Below are 15,911 nucleotides of genomic sequence, written 5' to 3'. Positions count from 1 at the left end.
GCAAGCTTCGCCACTGATCTCATTCACGGCTCGCAAGCTTCGCCGTGTGCGCCGGGGGCCGGTTCCCATCTGCAACGCGGGAATCTGCGTACTAAGCGAGCTTCTTCTGCACGTCGATGTCGCGGCAGTAGCGGCGGTAGCCGATGGCCTCGTTGATGGCGATCATGTGGGAGTTGACCTCGGCGTTCCAGGTGTGCACGTACCGCAGCTTCGGCCGGTACTCGCGCAGCAGGCGCTGGTTGGCGATCTTGAGGATGGTGCCGAGCCGCTTGCCGCGGTGCGCCGGGTCCACGATCGTGTCGTTCTGGCCCGCATGGGTCTCGTCGCCGGGCAGGACCAGGATGTCGGTCAGGCCGGCGACCTCGCCGGACTCGACGTGGCGGACGGCGGCCGCGAGCTGGAGTTCGCCGCGGTCGGCGCGCACCCGCTCCTCGTCGCGCACGCGCTCGACGTCGAAGTGGGCCGGGCGGATGTCCAGCTCCTCGCCCATCGGCGGGTCGGTGTACATGCGGGCGCGCATCGCGGCGATGCCCTCGACGATGTCCTCGGGCGCATGGTTGACCCACTGCACGAGCTCGTACCCGGCGGCCTTGGCCCAGGCGTCGGCGTAGAGCGTCGCGAGGTCGTCGTCCTCCACGGCGAAGAGGTCGTTGCGGCGGTGGATCTCGTTGTCCACGGCCTTGTACCCGCGCGCCTTGGCGAATTCGCGGCCCGAGTGGTCCATCGCCGGCCCGCCTTCGACGGTCTCGGAGACGCCGGCCAGGAGCGTGTCGCGGCCGAGCTCGGCGACGCGCTGCTCCATGAACTCGAGCAGGCGGGTGCCGACGCCGCGGCGGCGGTGGTCGGGGTGGACCTCCAGCTCGAAGCTCGCGAGGTGCTGGTTGTCCTGGAGGAAGAGGACCAGCTCGAAGCCGCCAACGACCAGACCGTCGACCTGCGCGACGTAGCGCTCGACGGCGACGGAGGCGGGGTAGAGGAACAGGCGGAGCCGCTGGTGAGCGGGGCTGTAAAGCGCGTCGCCGGGCCGGTCGTGCGCGGCGATCGCGTTCTGCATCGCGATCCAGGCGTCGACGAGGGCGTTGTCGAGAGGATCGATCGGAAGGATTTCAATGTCGCTCATGATGACCGTACGATCCCGCATCACGGGAAGGCCCGCAATCGAATTAGCGACCGTGCACCAGAAGACCGTGCACAAAAATGTGCCGGGCGGCCACCCCAGACCGCCCGGCACTCCCCCCGGTTTGGTATTCCCCGGCGCCTCGGTGACGGTTCCGGACCCTGTGGGCCCTCCGCATCTCCGTGACGCTGTGTATCTGCAATATTACCCACAGCCTCGGCAGTGTCAAGCAGAAACACGCGTTGTTGGAAAATTTTTTTCCGTGGCGTGCGCCGCAGTGCTCCACGCTGCCCCCGCAGTGGCGTTGTTCAGGTCTTCAGGGCGCGGCGCGTAGCATTTCTGCCATGACGAACACGCTGCGTGCCGACGACTACAAGGTCGCCGACCTCAAGCTGGCCGACTTCGGCCGACACGAGATCCGCCTGGCCGAACACGAGATGCCCGGCCTGATGGCCTTGCGCGAGCGTTACGGCGCGTCCCGCCCGCTGGAGGGTGCCCGCATCACCGGGTCCCTACACATGACGATCCAGACCGCCGTGCTCATCGAGACGCTGACGGCGCTGGGCGCCGAGGTCCGCTGGGCCTCGTGCAACATCTTCTCCACTCAGGACCACGCCGCCGCCGCGATCGCGGTCGGCCCGCAGGGCACTACCGAAGCGCCGCAGGGCGTCCCGGTGTTCGCGTGGAAGGGCGAGACCCTCGAGGAGTACTGGTGGTGCACCGAGCGCGCCCTCGACTGGGGCGACGCGGAGCCGAACCTGATCCTCGACGACGGCGGCGACGCCACGATGCTCGTGGTCAACGGCGCCAAGTACGAAGCCGACGGGGTCGTGCCGGACCTGTCCACCGCCGAGAGCGAAGAGGAGGGCGTCGTGCTGGCGCTGCTCGCCCGCTCCCTCAAGGAGGACCCTCACCGCTACTCCCGCAAGGCGGCCGCCGTCAAAGGCGTCACCGAGGAGACCACCACCGGCGTGCACCGCCTCTACGAGCTCGAGCGCGAGGGCCGCCTGCCATTCCCGGCGATCAACGTGAACGACTCGGTGACCAAGTCGAAGTTCGACAACAAGTACGGGGTGCGCCACTCGCTGGTCGACGGCATCAACCGCGCCACCGATGTGCTCATCGGCGGCAAGGTCGCGCTGGTCTGCGGCTACGGCGACGTCGGCAAGGGCTCGGCGGAGTCGCTGCGCGGCCAGGGCGCGCGCGTCATCGTCACCGAGGTCGACCCGATCTGCGCGCTGCAGGCGGCGATGGACGGCTACGAGGTGCTGACCCTCGAGGACGCGGTCGAGTACGCCGACATCTTCGTCACCACCACCGGCAACCGCGACATCATCACGATCGACCACATGCGCCGCATGAAGCACCAGGCGATCGTCGGCAACATCGGCCACTTCGACAACGAGATCGACATGGCCGGCCTCGCCGCCGAGCCGGGGATCAAGAAGCTCGAGGTCAAGCCGCAGGTGCACGAGTGGCAGTTCGCCGACGGCCACTCGATCATCGTCCTCAGCGAAGGGCGCCTGCTCAACCTGGGCAACGCGACCGGCCACCCGAGCTTCGTGATGAGCAACAGCTTCACGAACCAGGTGCTCGCCCAGATGGAGCTGCACACCAAGCTCGACCAGTACCCGATCGGCGTCTACACGCTGCCGAAGAAGCTCGACGAGGAGGTCGCCCGCCTCCACCTCGACGCGCTCGGCGTCAAGCTGACGACCCTGTCGAAGAAGCAGGCCGACTACATCGGCGTGGACGTGGAAGGGCCGTACAAGCCCGACCACTACCGTTACTAGAGCATGAAAGAGCGGCCCGGACCATTCGGTCCGGGCCGCTTTCGCGTGTCTAGAGGACGGCCTTGTCGATCACCGAGCGGGTGATCTTGGCGATCTCCTTGACGATGCCGATGCCCGTGGACTCGTTGGGGGCCTTGCTGGTCAGGATCGCCATGCGGATCGCGGTGCGGCCCGGGTAGGTGATGACGCCGCAGGAGTTCACGACCCAGAGGCCGCCGAGCGAGGAGCGGGAGTCCCAGCCGTTCTTGATCCAGAGCTTCTCGCCGGACTTCAGCGCGGCGCTCACGCCCCAGCGCTGCACGGAGGCGACGCCGCCCATGAGCCAGCGGGCGTGGTCGACCTCCTCCTGCGTCAGCCGGCCCTTGTAGAGGAGCTGGCCCATGACCTTGAGCTGGTCGGTGACGTTGGTGGTGGTGAGTCCCCAGCGGCAGTCCGAGGAGGCCTTCGTGTACTGGAGCCCGTAGCGGACGTGGGCCGCCGAGAGCGCGGTGCAGCCGCCGAGGTGGTTGTACACCTTGGTGGTCGAGTCGTTGTTGGACCAGACGATCATCTGCCGGGCGTGCTCTTTGATGTCCGAGGGGATCGCGGCGATCCCGTTGTACTTCTCCAGGAGCATCAGCAGGATCTCCATCTTGACGATGGAGGCGGTGTCGTGGATCTGCGACTGGTTGGAGGTGACGAGGCGGACGCCGCGCGAGACGGCAACGGACGCTTCGGTCTTGGTGCCGGTGGAGGAAAGGTAGGTCTTGATGCGGGAGGTGAGTTCGGTGGAGAGCTCGGCGTCGGTGGGGCCGGCCGCGGAGGCGACGGTGGCGCCGTAGATCGCGGTGCCGCCGGCGAGGGCGAGGGCGGCGGGGATGCCGGCGCGGAGGAGGAGGCGCCGGGAGGGACGTCGTTCGGGGGCGTGCGTCATTGCGCAAGATTATGAGATTGCCTCACGAGTGATGGAGGCCGGTGTCACCCAACACGTCTCGGCCGGGCCGCGGACGCGCGGCGGGCGCCCGGCCGAGGCCGGACGCCCGTTGACTTCGCTTGCGCCGCAATATGTTCCGAGAGCCGGTTTATGCGGTCTCGATGACCTCGCGGGCGATCTTGGCGATCTCCTCGACGATCGGGATGCCCTCGACGTCGTCGACGGCGCCGCTCGTGAGGACGGCGAGCTTGACGGGATCGTCGCCGTCGCCGCCGAGGACGCCGATCGAGTTGACGACCCAGAGGCCGTCGAGCTGGGACTCGACGTCCCAGCCGTTCTTGAGCCAGACGGTCTCGTCTTCCGTTGCGGCGGCGGAGATCCCCCAGGACTGCTCTTCGATGACGCCGCCCATGAGCTCGCGGCCGAGTTCGACCTGCTCGGCGGTGAGGACGCCTTCGTAGAGGTTGAGGTCGGTGATGATGAGCTGGTCGGAGGCGCTGGACCAGCCGACGCCCCAGCGGCCCTGGGCGTCCACAGTGGTGTCCTGGAGGCCGTAGCGCTCGTGCGCGGCCTCCAGGGCGGCGGCGCCGCCGAGGTAGTTGTAGAGGCTCGTCGCGGAGTCGTTGTCGGACTCGGTGATCATGAGCTGCAGTTCTTCCCGCTGGTCGGCGGGGATGGCGTCGACGGAGCCCCAGTACTGCTGGATCATCGCGAGGATCTCGGCCTTGACGATGGAAGCGGTGATGTGGGTCTGGTCGGGGTTGTAGTCGAGGCGCATGTCGCCGCGCTCGATGGCGACGGAGGCCTCCACGGCGGTGCCGGTGCCCGCGAGGTACTCGTCGATGCGGGTCTTGAGGTCGGCTTCGAGGTCTTCGCGGGACGGTCCGAAGAGGCCGGTCCCGTTCTCCGCGGCGTTCGCGGCGACCGTGGCCACGACCCCGCCCCCGACGAGGACGGCCGCGGCGGGCACGCCTATCCGCAGCAGGTTGCGGCGGCTCGGGGTGAGGCGGCCCGGGGTGGAGCGGCGGGGAGATGGTTCGCTTTTGCGGATCATCCTTGCGAGGGTACGGAACCGGTCAAGCGAGAGTCAATGGCCCGACATCGGATTTCGCGGTTCATCAGGGGTTCGATATCTCATACCCGGCCGCGGCCCCCGACCGGCGCTCCGCAGGCTTGGACACGGGCGTGCGGCCCGCGACCGCACGCCCTTCGATGCCGTTGTGCCCCTTGGCCTGTGCCTACTAGTAGGCGGGCAGGCTCGGGTCGACCTGGTTGATCCAGCCGAGCACGCCGCCCTGGACGTGGACGGCGTTCTTCAGGCCGGCGGCCTTGGCCGCGGCGAGCGCTTCGGCGGAGCGGACGCCCGCCTTGCAGTAGAACACCGCCTGGCGCTCGGTCGGCAGATCGGCGAGCGCGGCACCGGAGACGATGTCGCCCTTGGGGATCAGCCGGGAGCCGGGGATGCGCACGATCTCGTACTCGGCGGGCTCGCGCACGTCGATGAGGTCGATGTCGCGGCCTTCCTTGATCCAGGCCTCGAGCTCGCGCGGGGTGATCGTGGAGCCGATCACGGCCTCGGCGGCCTCGTCGGTCACGGAACCGCAGAAGTCCTCGTAGTCGATGAGCTCCGTGACGGTGGCGTTCGGGCCGCAGACCGCGCAGTTGGGGTCCTTGCGGACCTTGATCTTGCGGTAGCTCATCTCGAGCGCGTCGTAGACCATCAGCGAGCCGACGAGCGGGTCGCCGATGCCGGTGAGGAGCTTGATGGCCTCGGTGACCTGGATCGAGCCGATCGAGGCGCACAGCACGCCGAGGACGCCGCCCTCGGCGCAGCTCGGGACCATGCCGGGCGGCGGGGGCTCGGGGTAGAGGCAGCGGTAGCACGGGCCCTGGTCGGCCCAGAAGACCGAGGCCTGGCCGTCGAAGCGGTAGATGGAGCCCCACACGTACGGCTTGCCGAGCAGCACGGCCGCGTCGTTGACCATGTAACGGGTGGCGAAGTTGTCCGTGCCGTCGATGATGAGGTCGTACTGCTCGAAGATCTCGAACACGTTGTCGTTGTCGAGCACCGTGTTGTGGATGACGACGTTGACGTACGGGTTGATCTCGCGCACGGACTCGGCGGCGGACTCGGACTTGGGGCGGCCGATGTCGGACTGGCCGTGGATGATCTGGCGCTGCAGGTTCGACTCGTCGACCGTGTCGAACTCGGCGATGCCGATCGTGCCGACCCCGGCCGCGGCCAGGTACATCAGCGCGGGGGACCCGAGGCCGCCCGCGCCCACACAGAGCACCTTGGCGTTCTTGAGTCGTTTCTGACCGTCCATGGCGACGTCGGGGATGATGAGGTGGCGCGAATAGCGGCGCACCTCGTCGACCGACAGCTCGGAGGCTGGTTCGACCAGCGGCGGCAAACTCATATGGTCAATAATGCATGTCCACGGGCTGGATATTCCACAGGGAAGCCCGGTGTGCGGTTCTTCACGCGAATGGGACGCGATGTCCCGCATGGCGGGACACGGCCGGTCGGGGTGGAACAAGTCCGGTCGCGGCCCTACTGGTCGATGTAGTGATCCGGCGGAAGATCGGGCCCGTTGTAGTCGCCCGCGGGACCGGAGACGTAGGTCGAGCCGTCGGGGAAGGGCCAGGCGTTGCCGACGCAGCCGGCGAGCTGGTAGGTCTGCTGGGCCATCACCGGGGAGAGCTCGCCCTCGGCGGGGCAGACCTCGTGGCCGTGGCCGAGCCGGTGGCCCACCTCGTGGTTCACGGCGTACTGGCGGTAGGTCTCGAGGGTGCCGTCCCAGTGGTCGACGCCGGTGATCCAGCGGGCCGAGTTGATGACGACGTTGTCGCCGTTGCGGCACGAGACAGTGGTGTTCTGGGAGCCGCAGAGGATCGCGCGCTGTTCGGGGCTGGCGAGGTAGACCGTGAAGTCCGCGCCCGCGCCCTCGGCGACCTGCTGGAAGCGCCAGGCGCCGCCGGCGGTCCAGGAGCGGGAATCGGCGAGGGTCGCGTTGACGAACGCGCCGAACTCGGTCGCGTCGAGCTCGAGGCCGTTCTCGACGGCCACGTCGTACTGCAGGAGCGTGCCGGCGTCGCCGGCAATCGTGTCGTTCGCGGGTTCGGCGTAGGTCCAGGTGCCGGTGCCGGAGAAGTACAGCGGCGGCGTGACCTGGGTTTCGACTTCGGGCGTGGGCGGCACGGCCTCGGGTGAAGTGGGGTCGGCGACCGTGGTCGGGACGATCCGCTCGTCCTCGTCCAGGGCCTGGGGCTTCTCGGAGCCGCCGATGCCGAAGGCGAAGTAGAGGCCCGCGGCCGCCATGACGACGAGGATGGCGAAGAAGACGAAGCGACGCCTCCTGCGGAGCCTGCGCTTGCGGTCCAGCCGTCCCTCAGTCACGTGCCGAGTCTAAGTCAGACTCGGCTTCGGGGGGCCGACACCCGGGGACCCGTGTGGCGCGGTTCTTGTTCACAATACGGACAAAGCACTATCAGAGGCGTCCAAATCCTCGGCCTCGTCGAGCATCGCGACCATCGCGCGGGCGACCGCCTGCGGGCGCTCCATCATCGCCACGTGCCCGGTCTTGTCGAGGATGAGCAGCCGCGAATCGGGGATCGCGAGCGCGGTTGGTGGGGCCTGGCGCACGTCGATTACGCGGTCCTGCTTGCCCCAGACGATGAGGGTCGGGCACTCGATGTGCCGCGCGAGGCGCCACAGCGAGTGCGTGCCGGGCACGAAGGCCTGGAGGAACGAGGCCATCAGGCCCCGGTAGGTCTGGATGTACGCACGCGAGTTCCAGGGGACGGCGAGGCGGCGGCGGGCCTCGGCGATCGCCTCGCGGCGGCGCTGCGGGTGGATCGTCGTGGGATCGGCCCAGGTGCCGAGGATGAGGTCGTCCACGACCTGCTCGGGCGTGCGGGACTTCATCGCCCGGTCCGCGAACCAGGCCATGCGCGGGACCGCGAGCATCGGCACGAAGCGGGACTGGTGCGAGCGGCGCGGGTTCGCGAACGGCATCGCCGGGGAGACCAGCGTCAGCGTGCGCACCAGGTTCGGGCGGGTCGCGGCCAGGTAGACGGAGACGGCCCCGCCGAGCGAATGGCCCGCGAGGTGCACCGGGCCGCGCCCGGACTCGATGATCCACGCGGCCACGTCCTGCGCGAGGAGCGGGACGGTGACGCGCGGGGCCGGCGCGGAGTGCCCGAATCCGGGCAGGTCGATCGCGTCGACCATGAGGCGGTCCGAGAGCACGTCCGCGAGGTCGGTCCAGTTCTGCGCAGAGCCGCCGAGCCCGTGCACGAACACCGCGGGCTCGGTGCCCGGTGCCGTCGGCGGCGTGTGCCGGATGAAGAGGCGACGGCGGCTGAGCTGGTGTTCCATGCCCGGGAACGGCGGGTGGGGGCGGGTCGGATTGCGAACCCCGCCCGCCTCGGCCAGCCGTGCCCGTTTCATGGAACCTAGTGTGTCACTTCACCGGCGAGCGCGCCCAATGTAGCCGAAACCACCGCGCGGGAGCGTTCGGCGGTGACCACCGACGCGCCTGAGAGGCGGCGGACGGAGCGGCCGTCGAGCCAGAGGATGACCACGACGGCGGTCTTGACCGGCCCGGTCGGGACGATCGAGGCGTGCTCGACCTCGACGCGCACGTCGTTCGCGCCCAGCCGCGGGCGCAGGGCCTCGACGGTGGCCGCGGCGGCGGCGTGCTGGATGTGCCAGTCGATCGGCGGGACCGCGACCTTGCCGGTGGAGTCGACGTCGCCGAGGGCCAGGGTCACGCTGACCTCGGCCTCGAGCCCGGCGGACTCGATCTCGACGCGGCGCAGCTCGACCGGGCCGACCTTCGCGACCGCGACCTCGGCGGACGGGGACTCGACCTGGTCGTGGACCTCGAGCTCGTCGGCGGTCTGCGGGCCGGGCTCGACCGCGCGCTGCTCGGCGACGACGGCCGAGACGACCGCGTGGACCTCGTCGGGGTCGACGCCCTCCTCGAGTTCGAGGCGGAGGCTGGAGTTGCCGTCGGGGGCGGTCACGTGGAAGGCGTCGCGGACGCCGGGGACCTGACGCACAGCGTCGACGAGGCGCACGGATTCGGGGTCGTTCACGTCTTTCTCTACTGTCGCGGGTGGGGTGGGCTCGGCGAACGGCGGACGGTTCGCCGCGGCTCGCAGCGGGGCCTGCTCGGTGACGGGCGGGCTCGGGACCGCCGCGGGCGAGACCTCGGTGACCGGCGGCTGGGGCTGCACGATCGGGAACTGCTCGGTCTGCTGCTCCGCGTTCGGGATCCCGTGCGGCAGCGGGGTCGGCGCGCTCGGCGCCGGCGGCGCGGCCTGCTGCGGGAGCTCGATCGGGCCGGTGTGCTGCTGCGGCCCGGGCGGCTGGAGCGGCGGCGGCGCGGTCGGGTCCTGCGGCGCTTCGGGGGCCGGGGCCTCCTGCGGGGTCGCGGGCTGGGCGTTGAACTCCTGGGCGGGGGCCGAGCCATTGGCGCTCGGCGGGACGAACCCTTGATTCATGGCAGGCGGGGCGCTGAACTCCTGGTTCGGGTGCTGCGGTGCGCTGTGGTCCTGCTGGTTCGGCTGGGCGCTGTAGTCGTGCTGCACGGGCTGGCCGAACTGCGGGTTCGCGGGCGGCGCGCTCGGCATGGCCTGACGCGGGGCGCTGTAGAACTGCTGCGCCGGGGCGTTCTGGTCGTGCTGGCCGACGTACTCCTGTGGCGCGGGACCGGAACCGTTGGCGCTCGGCGGCACACTGTATTCATGGTTCGCGCCTGGCGGCACGAACTCCTGGCCCCCGGGCGGTGGGGCGAACTCCTGGTTCGGCTGCGGCGGGCCCTGGTTCGGGTGCTGCTGGGCCGCGTAGTCGCCGGGCATCGGCGGGGCACTGTAACCCGGGTGCTGTTGCGGCGCACCGAAGTCCTGCTGCTGCTGTTGCTGAGGCGCGCTCTGCTCCTGCTGCGGGGCGCTGGCGCTGTACTCCTGGCTGCCGCCTTGGTTCGCGCCGGACTGAGCGTTGTAGTCCTGGTTCGCGCCGGGCTGAGGGCTGTACTCCTGGTTCGCACCCGGCGGCGCGAACGGCGACTGCTGCTGCTGTTGCTGATCGCCCTGATAGTTCTGGGGCGCTTGGGAATGCTGCGGGGCCGGCGGGATCGGCTCGAACTGGTCGCCGGGCGAAGGGCGACGAGTGGCCGGGACCATCGGGCCGGTCTCGGCGATCTCCACCGGCACGTTCGGCACCTGCCCGGTGGGGTCCTCGCTGTAGCGGTGGCGGCGCCCCCGGTCCGGATCGAACCGGTACTGCTCCGGCGCCTGGCCCATCCCCTGCCGCGCCTCCTCGGCGGGCTCGGGAGCCTCCTCGGCGGGCGGTCCCCAAGACCTGCCGATGCGCCTGCGGGCGGGTCGTTCCTCCCCGCTCGGACGCTGCGGCTCATCCGGTCGGTTCTGGTCATACACCACTAGACAACTCCTTCATATTCCCGGTCTCAAGGTACCGTGGCGCGCCCAGTGACTCGAACCCGCGTTTGTCGCCCCCGTACGCTGGGAGACTGTATTCAGGTTTCCGTAAACTTCGTTCAGGTCGCAAGAGCGGACCGCTGACGGATGGCCGACATGTGCCGAGGAGAGGTGCCGTGGTGAACAGCGCTGGTGAGGGCCGGGTCCGACTGCCCAGGAGCGAACGCCGGGCGCAACTGCTGCGAGCCGCCCAGGACGTGTTCGTGTCCAAGGGGTACCACAGCACCTCCATGGACGACATCGCCGAGAACGCCGGCGTCTCGAAACCCGTGCTGTACCAGCACTTCACGTCGAAGCTGGAGCTGTACCTGGCCCTGCTCGACGGCCGCGCGGCCGAGCTCGTCGGTCAGGTGCGCCACGCCCTGGACTCCACTGAGGACAACAAGGAGCGGGTCAACCGCGCCATGCGCGCCTACTTCGAGTTCGTCGACGCGCAGGGCGAGGCGTTCCGCCTCGTGTTCGAATCCGACCAGCGCAACGACCCCGAAGTCTCCGAGCGGGTCCTGAAGATGGAGGCCGACTGCGTCGCCGCCATGGCCGAGACCATCATGGGCGACACGCACGTCGACAAGGCCCGCGCCGAACTCCTCGCCACCGGCCTCCTCGGCATCGCCGAGATCTCTGCGCGCAAGTGGATCGCCTCCGGCCGCGCCATCCCCAAGGATGACGCCGTGCAGCTCATGAGCACCCTGGCCTGGCGCGGGATCTCGCACTTCCCACGCGAAGGCGAAGCCGAGCACGGGTAGAAGAGGCGCAGCCCGCGCGACGGCGAAGCCGAGCACGGGTAGAAGAGGCACAGCCCACGCGAAGGCGAAGCCGAGCACCAGTGACACGCGGATCGTCGAAGCGATTCTCGTGAGCTCCGCCACGTCCCCGCCCCTGGTTCCGTTCGCTCTCGGCGCACTGCGCCGCACCGGTCGCAGGCGGTGGCCGCTAGTAGTCTTGCAACCGTAGAGACGTCACAGTATTTCGATTGAGGAGGGCCCGTGGAGGTCAAGATCGGTGTCCAGTACGCCCCACGCGAACTGGTGTTGGAGAGCAAGCTGTCGCCGAAGGACCTGTCCGAGACGATCGAGCAGGCCGTGACGAACGGCGGCGTCCTCCGTCTCGAAGACGACAAGGGCCGGCAGGTGTACATCCCCGTCGAGAAGATCGCCTACGTGGAGGTCGCGGCGAGCAACGTCCGCTCCGTCGGCTTCTCGGTCGGCGCCTGAGCTTGCGAAGGCGTCGGGCCGAGAACAGAAGGCACAGCTCGGTCGGCGCCTGAGCTTGCGAAGGCGACGGGCCGAGAACAGAAGGCACAGCTCGGTCGGCGCCTGAGCTTGCGAAGGCGACGGGCCGAGAACAGAAAGCACAGCTCGGTCGGCGCCTGAGCTTGCGAAGGCGACGGGCCGAGAACAGAAAGCACAGCTCGGTCGGCGCCTGAGCTTGCGAAGGCGACGGGCCGAGAACAGAAAGCACAGCTCGGTCGGCGCATAGGAACTCATGCATTGCGAAGGCCCGGAGCGGGAACGCTCCGGGCCTTTCGCGTGGCTACTGGTAGAGCACCGTGAACGGCGCCGTGCCGTTCACCGGCTCGTCGCCGTTCGTCACCGGGTCCAGGCTGGCGGTGAAGACCCGGTAGAGGGTCGAGTTCGCCACGATGATGACCGGCTCGCCGCGGTCGGCGTTCGGCCGCGCCGGGTCCGCGGGGTTCGCCGCGATCTGCATGATCGTCGGGAACGTGCCGGTCCCCTCCTGCGGCACGGTCCGTGAATTGTCGATGGCGATCCGGAACAGCTCGTCGTCGCCGCGCTCCCCCACCACCCACAGGTAGTTCTCGGAGCTCCAGGCCACGTCCGCCACGTTCTCGATGTCGAGCCCGATCCGCCGCGGATCGCCCACCGTGAGGTTCCCGTCCGCGTCCAGGCCCAGCGGCGCGACCCAGGCGTGGCCGTCCTCGACGAAGGCCAGGCGCCGCCCATCGGCGGCGAGAGCCATCGCGGTCACGTTCTCCCCCACGCCGAGCGGCTGCGCGGCCCCGGTCGAGGGGATGACCAGGGTCGGCACGCCGTCGTCGATCACGAGCAGCGAACCGGCGTCGAGCCACTGCGGGTCGGCGAGCGCCCCGCTGACGTCGGCGACGTCGCGCATCGTCGACGTCGACGCGCCCGTCTGTAGCACGTCCCCGCCCGAACCGCCGACGATCGCCGCGACCTTCTGCGACGGCCCGACGGCGAGCTGCCGGAGCCCGTTGGCCTTGTAGCCGACCCACGGATGCTCGGCAGAGTTCTGCGTGACGGTCTGGTCGGCGGAGTACTCCCACACGGTGTTGTTCGCGATGAAGTAAGCGGTCTCGGGCAGGCTCGGCGGAATCGCGTTCCAGGACCGCCACTGCGCGGCCTCGCCCTCCTCCCGTACGTCGCCGTCCGTGGTGAGGGTGAAGGCGCCGTCGAGCCCGAGGCTCCAGACGATCTGCGCCGCAATGGCGTTCGCCGTCTCCTGCTCGATGGTCTCGCTCGGCGAGAGGTCGACCTGGACGCTGTCGTCGTCGTTCGAGATCGAGATCTTGCCGACCGTCCCGTCGGGGATCGCGTTGCTCGCCGACATCTCAGCGAAGTCGTCGGCCGGGCCCGAGGAGAGCCAGGAGAACAGGAGGCGCTGGCGGGTCTCGGTGTCGAGGTCCTTGTAGACCCAGCGCAGGTCGGGCACGAGGAGTTCGGCCTGCCCGGCCTGGAAGTACATGGGCGACTGCTCGTAGGCGTCGGTGAAGTACTCGTAGTCGAGCGCCACCTGCTTGGGCAGCGTGTTCATCTTCCAGAGCTCGTCGATGTCGTCGCGCTGGAGGGTGAAGGTCTCGTCGTAGGCGCTGGCGGTCGGGTTCATGCGGACCGAGCCGTCGGGCTGGTAGGTGCCGACGACCGAGCCGGTCACCTTCACGGTCGCCGAGTGGAAGTCCTCCGAGTCGCGGACGGTGACGTCGAGCGCCGAGACGAGGCGGATGCCGTCCGAAGGCGCCGAGAAGGGCTGGTCGCCGCTCGCTGTGAAGGCGTTGAGCCGGTCGTCGCGGCTGTCGGGGTCGCCCGAGGAGGCCTTGAGGAAGTTCTCGACGGTCTCCTCGGCGCTCGTCGTGGGTTTGAAGACGGTGGGATTGGCGCTCGAGGACGAGTCGAAGTCCGTGGGGGCGTCGCCCACGACCTCCGGCGCCCGGTCCGTCGGGATGCCGCACGCGGTCAGCGCCCAGGCGGCGCTGAACGCCGCCGCGGCGGCGAGGCTAGTCCTGCGTCGCACGGGGCGCCTCCTTCTTCTGCTCGAGCCGCAGCGGGATCGGCGAGTTGATGACCCGGTTCCCCGCCTGGAGCGGGAGGGTCAGCACGAACAGGGTGCCTTTGCCGGGGGCGCCGGTGGCCTGGAGCGTGCCGGAGTGGAGCTTCGCGTCCTCCAGGCTGATCGCGAGTCCGAGGCCGGTGCCGCCGGTCTTGCGGTTGCGGGAGGGGTCGGCGCGCCAGAACCGGTCGAAGACGCGGTCGGCGTGGCCGGGCTTGAGGCCCACGCCGTGGTCGCGCACGGCCACCGCGACGGCCGTCTCGGACTCCGCGATGGTGACCTCGACCGGGCGGCCCTCGGCGTGCTCGATCGCGTTCGAGACGAGGTTGCGCAGGATGCGGTGCACGCGGCGCTGGTCGACTTCGGCGATGACGCGGCGGGAGGGTTTGGCGATGGTGACCTCGACGCCGCATTCGCCGGCGAGGCGGCCCAAGCCCTCCACGACGTCCTCGGCGATGCGGCCGACGTCCACGGCCTCCACTTCGAGCGAGGCGAACCCGGAGTCGAAGCGGGAGATCTCCAGCAGCTCCTGGAGCAGGTCCTCGAAGCGGTCGATCTCGTGCTGCAGGAGCTCGGTGGAGCGCTTGGTGAGCGGGTCGAACTCGTCGCGGTTGTCGTAGAGCAGGTCCGCGGCCATGCGGATCGTCGCGAGCGGCGTGCGCAGCTCGTGCGAGACGTCGGAGGTGAAGCGCCGCTGCATCATCGACATCTCTTCGAGCCTGCGGATCTGGTTCTGCAGGTTCTCGGCCATGAGGTTGAACGACCCGGCGAGCCGCGCCAGGTCGTCCGAGCCGCGCACTTCCATGCGCTCGTGGAGGAGCCCGGCGGCGAGCCGCTGCGAGGTGCGGGCGGCCTCGCGCACCGGGGTGACGACGAGGCGGGTGACGAGCGCGGCGATCACGCCGAGGAGCAGCACCAGCGCGACCCCGGCGAGGGCGAGGTTGGTGCGGAGCAGGCCGATGGCGTCCTGCTGCGATTCGAGCGGGTAGAACGCGTAGATCTCGTACCCGATGTTCAGGTCGATGAACGAGCCCACGACCAGGTAGGGCTGCGGGCCCTCGCCGTCGAGGTCGAACTCGGCGTACTGGGTCGCGACCTTGCCTTCGGCGACCGTGGTCTGCAGCTCCTCGCTCGGCTCGGCCCCGCCCGCGACCGGGTGCGTCTTGACGACGGCGCCGTCCGCGGTGCGCAGCATGATGTACGGCGCGTAGACCGGGTCCTCGGCGAGCTCGTTGACGATGAGCTGCATCCGGGAGGGCAGCGTCGTGTCAGAGGAGGTGAAGAAGGAGCCGAGCTGCTCGGCGGCGCGCTCGGCCGCGTTCTCGGTCTCCTCGACGGCCGTGTCCTGGCGTTCGTCGAGGAGCCCCGAGGTGACCGATCCGGCCACGACGAAGCTGAAGATGAGGACGAGGATCGTGGAGGCGATCAGGGTCGAGGAGACCACGCGGAGCTGGAGCGACGCCCGGAAGCGGTCGACCAGCGGGCGTGAGACGCGGCCCGCGAAGCGGGCGGCGCCCCCGGCGAGGCGGCGCAGCCAAGCCGGCCTCTCGCGAGTCCGGCCCTGATCCGCCGCCATTAACCCAATCCGGCTTTGTACCCGACGCCGCGCACGGTCTGGATGAGCTGAGGGCGCTCGGGGTCGGGCTCGATCTTGGCGCGCAGGCGCTGCACGTGGACGTTCACCAGGCGCGTGTCGGCCGAGTGCCGGTAGCCCCAGACCTGCTCCAGGAGGACCTGGCGGGTGAAGACCTGGCGGGGCTTGCGGGCGAGGGCCACGAGCAGGTCGAACTCGAGCGGCGTCAGCTTGACCTCGGCGCCGTTCAGCGTCACCTGGTGGGCCGGCACGTCGATCTGGACCTGCAGGCCGGGCTTGCCGATCTCGAGGCGCTCGGGCGTGACGTCGTCGCCGCGGCGCAGGCGGGCGCGGATGCGGGCCACCAGCTCCTTCGGCTTGAACGGCTTCACGATGTAGTCGTCCGCGCCCGACTCGAGGCCGAGCACGATGTCGACGGTGTCCGACTTCGCGGTGAGCATGACGATCGGCACGCCGGACTCGCCTCGGATCGCCTTCGCGACGTCGATGCCGCTCATGCCCGGGAGCATGAGGTCGAGCAGGACGATGTCGGGGCGGTGCTCCTTGAACGCGGCAAGCGCCTTCTCGCCGTCGGTGACGAACGTGGGGGTGAAGCCTTCGGTCCGGAGGATGATGCCGAGCATCTCCGCCAGGGCCGGGTCGTCGTCAACGACGAGTACACGTGCTCTCATGGACACCAGT

General features: G+C 69.5%; 13 protein-coding genes. 3 read left to right on the top strand and 10 right to left on the bottom strand.

Annotated features, from left to right (window positions below):
• Positions 1–91: 91 nt before the first annotated feature.
• Positions 92–1,120 (bottom strand): GNAT family N-acetyltransferase, encoded by a 1,029-nt coding sequence (locus tag O2L01_RS14655; RefSeq protein WP_270122700.1) that lies wholly within the window; start codon positions 1,118–1,120, stop codon positions 92–94.
• A gap of 341 nt (positions 1,121–1,461) precedes the next feature.
• Here O2L01_RS14655 and ahcY point away from each other — a divergent pair, with 341 nt between their 5' ends.
• Complete coding sequence (ahcY, locus tag O2L01_RS14650) at positions 1,462–2,910, top strand: adenosylhomocysteinase (protein ID WP_270122699.1); 1,449 nt, start codon at positions 1,462–1,464, stop codon at positions 2,908–2,910.
• Between the two features lie 49 nt (positions 2,911–2,959).
• On the opposite strand, the gene O2L01_RS14645 is transcribed toward ahcY, so the two are convergent.
• The 6 genes from O2L01_RS14645 to O2L01_RS14620 form a co-directional block, all read right to left on the bottom strand.
• A complete protein-coding gene (locus O2L01_RS14645) occupies positions 2,960–3,823 on the bottom strand; it encodes a serine hydrolase (protein WP_270122698.1) in 864 nt (287 codons plus the stop codon).
• Between the two features lie 148 nt (positions 3,824–3,971).
• Entirely contained in the window at positions 3,972–4,877 is a 906-nt protein-coding gene (locus O2L01_RS14640) for a serine hydrolase (protein WP_270122697.1), read from the bottom strand.
• A 187-nt stretch (positions 4,878–5,064) separates the two neighbouring features.
• Positions 5,065–6,243 carry an adenylyltransferase/sulfurtransferase MoeZ gene (gene moeZ, locus O2L01_RS14635; RefSeq protein WP_270122696.1) on the bottom strand — a complete coding sequence of 393 codons (1,179 nt, stop codon included), beginning with the start codon at positions 6,241–6,243 and terminating at the stop codon, positions 5,065–5,067.
• Positions 6,244–6,377: 134 nt separating this feature from the next.
• The gene (locus tag O2L01_RS14630; protein ID WP_270122695.1) at positions 6,378–7,223 is read right to left on the bottom strand and encodes a DUF3152 domain-containing protein; all 846 of its coding nucleotides are present in this window, start codon (positions 7,221–7,223) and stop codon (positions 6,378–6,380) included.
• Between the two features lie 69 nt (positions 7,224–7,292).
• On the bottom strand, positions 7,293–8,276 hold the full coding sequence (locus tag O2L01_RS14625) for an alpha/beta fold hydrolase (RefSeq protein WP_270122694.1): 984 nt from the start codon (positions 8,274–8,276) through the stop codon (positions 7,293–7,295).
• Between the two features lie 5 nt (positions 8,277–8,281).
• On the bottom strand, positions 8,282–10,273 hold the full coding sequence (locus O2L01_RS14620) for a hypothetical protein (RefSeq protein WP_270122693.1): 1,992 nt from the start codon (positions 10,271–10,273) through the stop codon (positions 8,282–8,284).
• A 176-nt stretch (positions 10,274–10,449) separates the two neighbouring features.
• On the opposite strand from O2L01_RS14620, the gene O2L01_RS14615 reads away from it, so the two are divergent.
• Both O2L01_RS14615 and O2L01_RS14610 read left to right on the top strand, forming a co-directional pair.
• Entirely contained in the window at positions 10,450–11,076 is a 627-nt protein-coding gene (locus O2L01_RS14615) for a TetR/AcrR family transcriptional regulator (protein WP_374727663.1), read from the top strand.
• A 240-nt stretch (positions 11,077–11,316) separates the two neighbouring features.
• A complete protein-coding gene (locus O2L01_RS14610) occupies positions 11,317–11,544 on the top strand; it encodes a DUF3107 domain-containing protein (protein WP_270122691.1) in 228 nt (75 codons plus the stop codon).
• 319 nt (positions 11,545–11,863) lie between these two features.
• Here O2L01_RS14610 and O2L01_RS14605 read toward each other — a convergent pair whose 3' ends face one another.
• The 3 genes from O2L01_RS14605 to mtrA are packed head-to-tail and all read right to left on the bottom strand — an operon-like array spanning position 11,864 to position 15,901.
• Positions 11,864–13,600 (bottom strand): LpqB family beta-propeller domain-containing protein, encoded by a 1,737-nt coding sequence (locus tag O2L01_RS14605; protein WP_270122689.1) that lies wholly within the window; start codon positions 13,598–13,600, stop codon positions 11,864–11,866.
• Positions 13,584–15,212, bottom strand: a complete 1,629-nt coding sequence (gene mtrB, locus O2L01_RS14600) for an MtrAB system histidine kinase MtrB (RefSeq protein WP_270122688.1) — start codon at positions 15,210–15,212, stop codon at positions 13,584–13,586. The genes O2L01_RS14605 and mtrB overlap by 17 nt, the downstream gene beginning before the upstream one ends.
• Positions 15,212–15,901, bottom strand: a complete 690-nt coding sequence (gene mtrA, locus O2L01_RS14595) for an MtrAB system response regulator MtrA (RefSeq protein WP_030155693.1) — start codon at positions 15,899–15,901, stop codon at positions 15,212–15,214. Before mtrA ends, mtrB begins: the two co-directional genes overlap by 1 nt.
• Between the last annotated feature and the right edge of the window lie 10 nt (positions 15,902–15,911).

This window comes from Glycomyces lechevalierae (assembly GCF_027622945.1).
Classification (GTDB): domain Bacteria; phylum Actinomycetota; class Actinomycetes; order Mycobacteriales; family Micromonosporaceae; genus Glycomyces; species Glycomyces rutgersensis.
This window is presented reverse-complemented; position numbering and strand designations above follow the sequence as displayed.

Coding starts and splice junctions, on each gene's coding strand:
- mtrA (WP_030155693.1), bottom strand. CDS start 15,901: ATGAGAGCACGTGTACTCGTCGTTGACGACGACCCGGCCCTGGCGGAG.
- mtrB (WP_270122688.1), bottom strand. CDS start 15,212: ATGGCGGCGGATCAGGGCCGGACTCGCGAGAGGCCGGCTTGGCTGCGC.
- O2L01_RS14625 (WP_270122694.1), bottom strand. CDS start 8,276: ATGAAACGGGCACGGCTGGCCGAGGCGGGCGGGGTTCGCAATCCGACC.
- ahcY (WP_270122699.1), top strand. CDS start 1,462: ATGACGAACACGCTGCGTGCCGACGACTACAAGGTCGCCGACCTCAAG.
- O2L01_RS14655 (WP_270122700.1), bottom strand. CDS start 1,120: ATGAGCGACATTGAAATCCTTCCGATCGATCCTCTCGACAACGCCCTC.
- O2L01_RS14645 (WP_270122698.1), bottom strand. CDS start 3,823: ATGACGCACGCCCCCGAACGACGTCCCTCCCGGCGCCTCCTCCTCCGC.
- moeZ (WP_270122696.1), bottom strand. CDS start 6,243: ATGAGTTTGCCGCCGCTGGTCGAACCAGCCTCCGAGCTGTCGGTCGAC.
- O2L01_RS14640 (WP_270122697.1), bottom strand. CDS start 4,877: ATGATCCGCAAAAGCGAACCATCTCCCCGCCGCTCCACCCCGGGCCGC.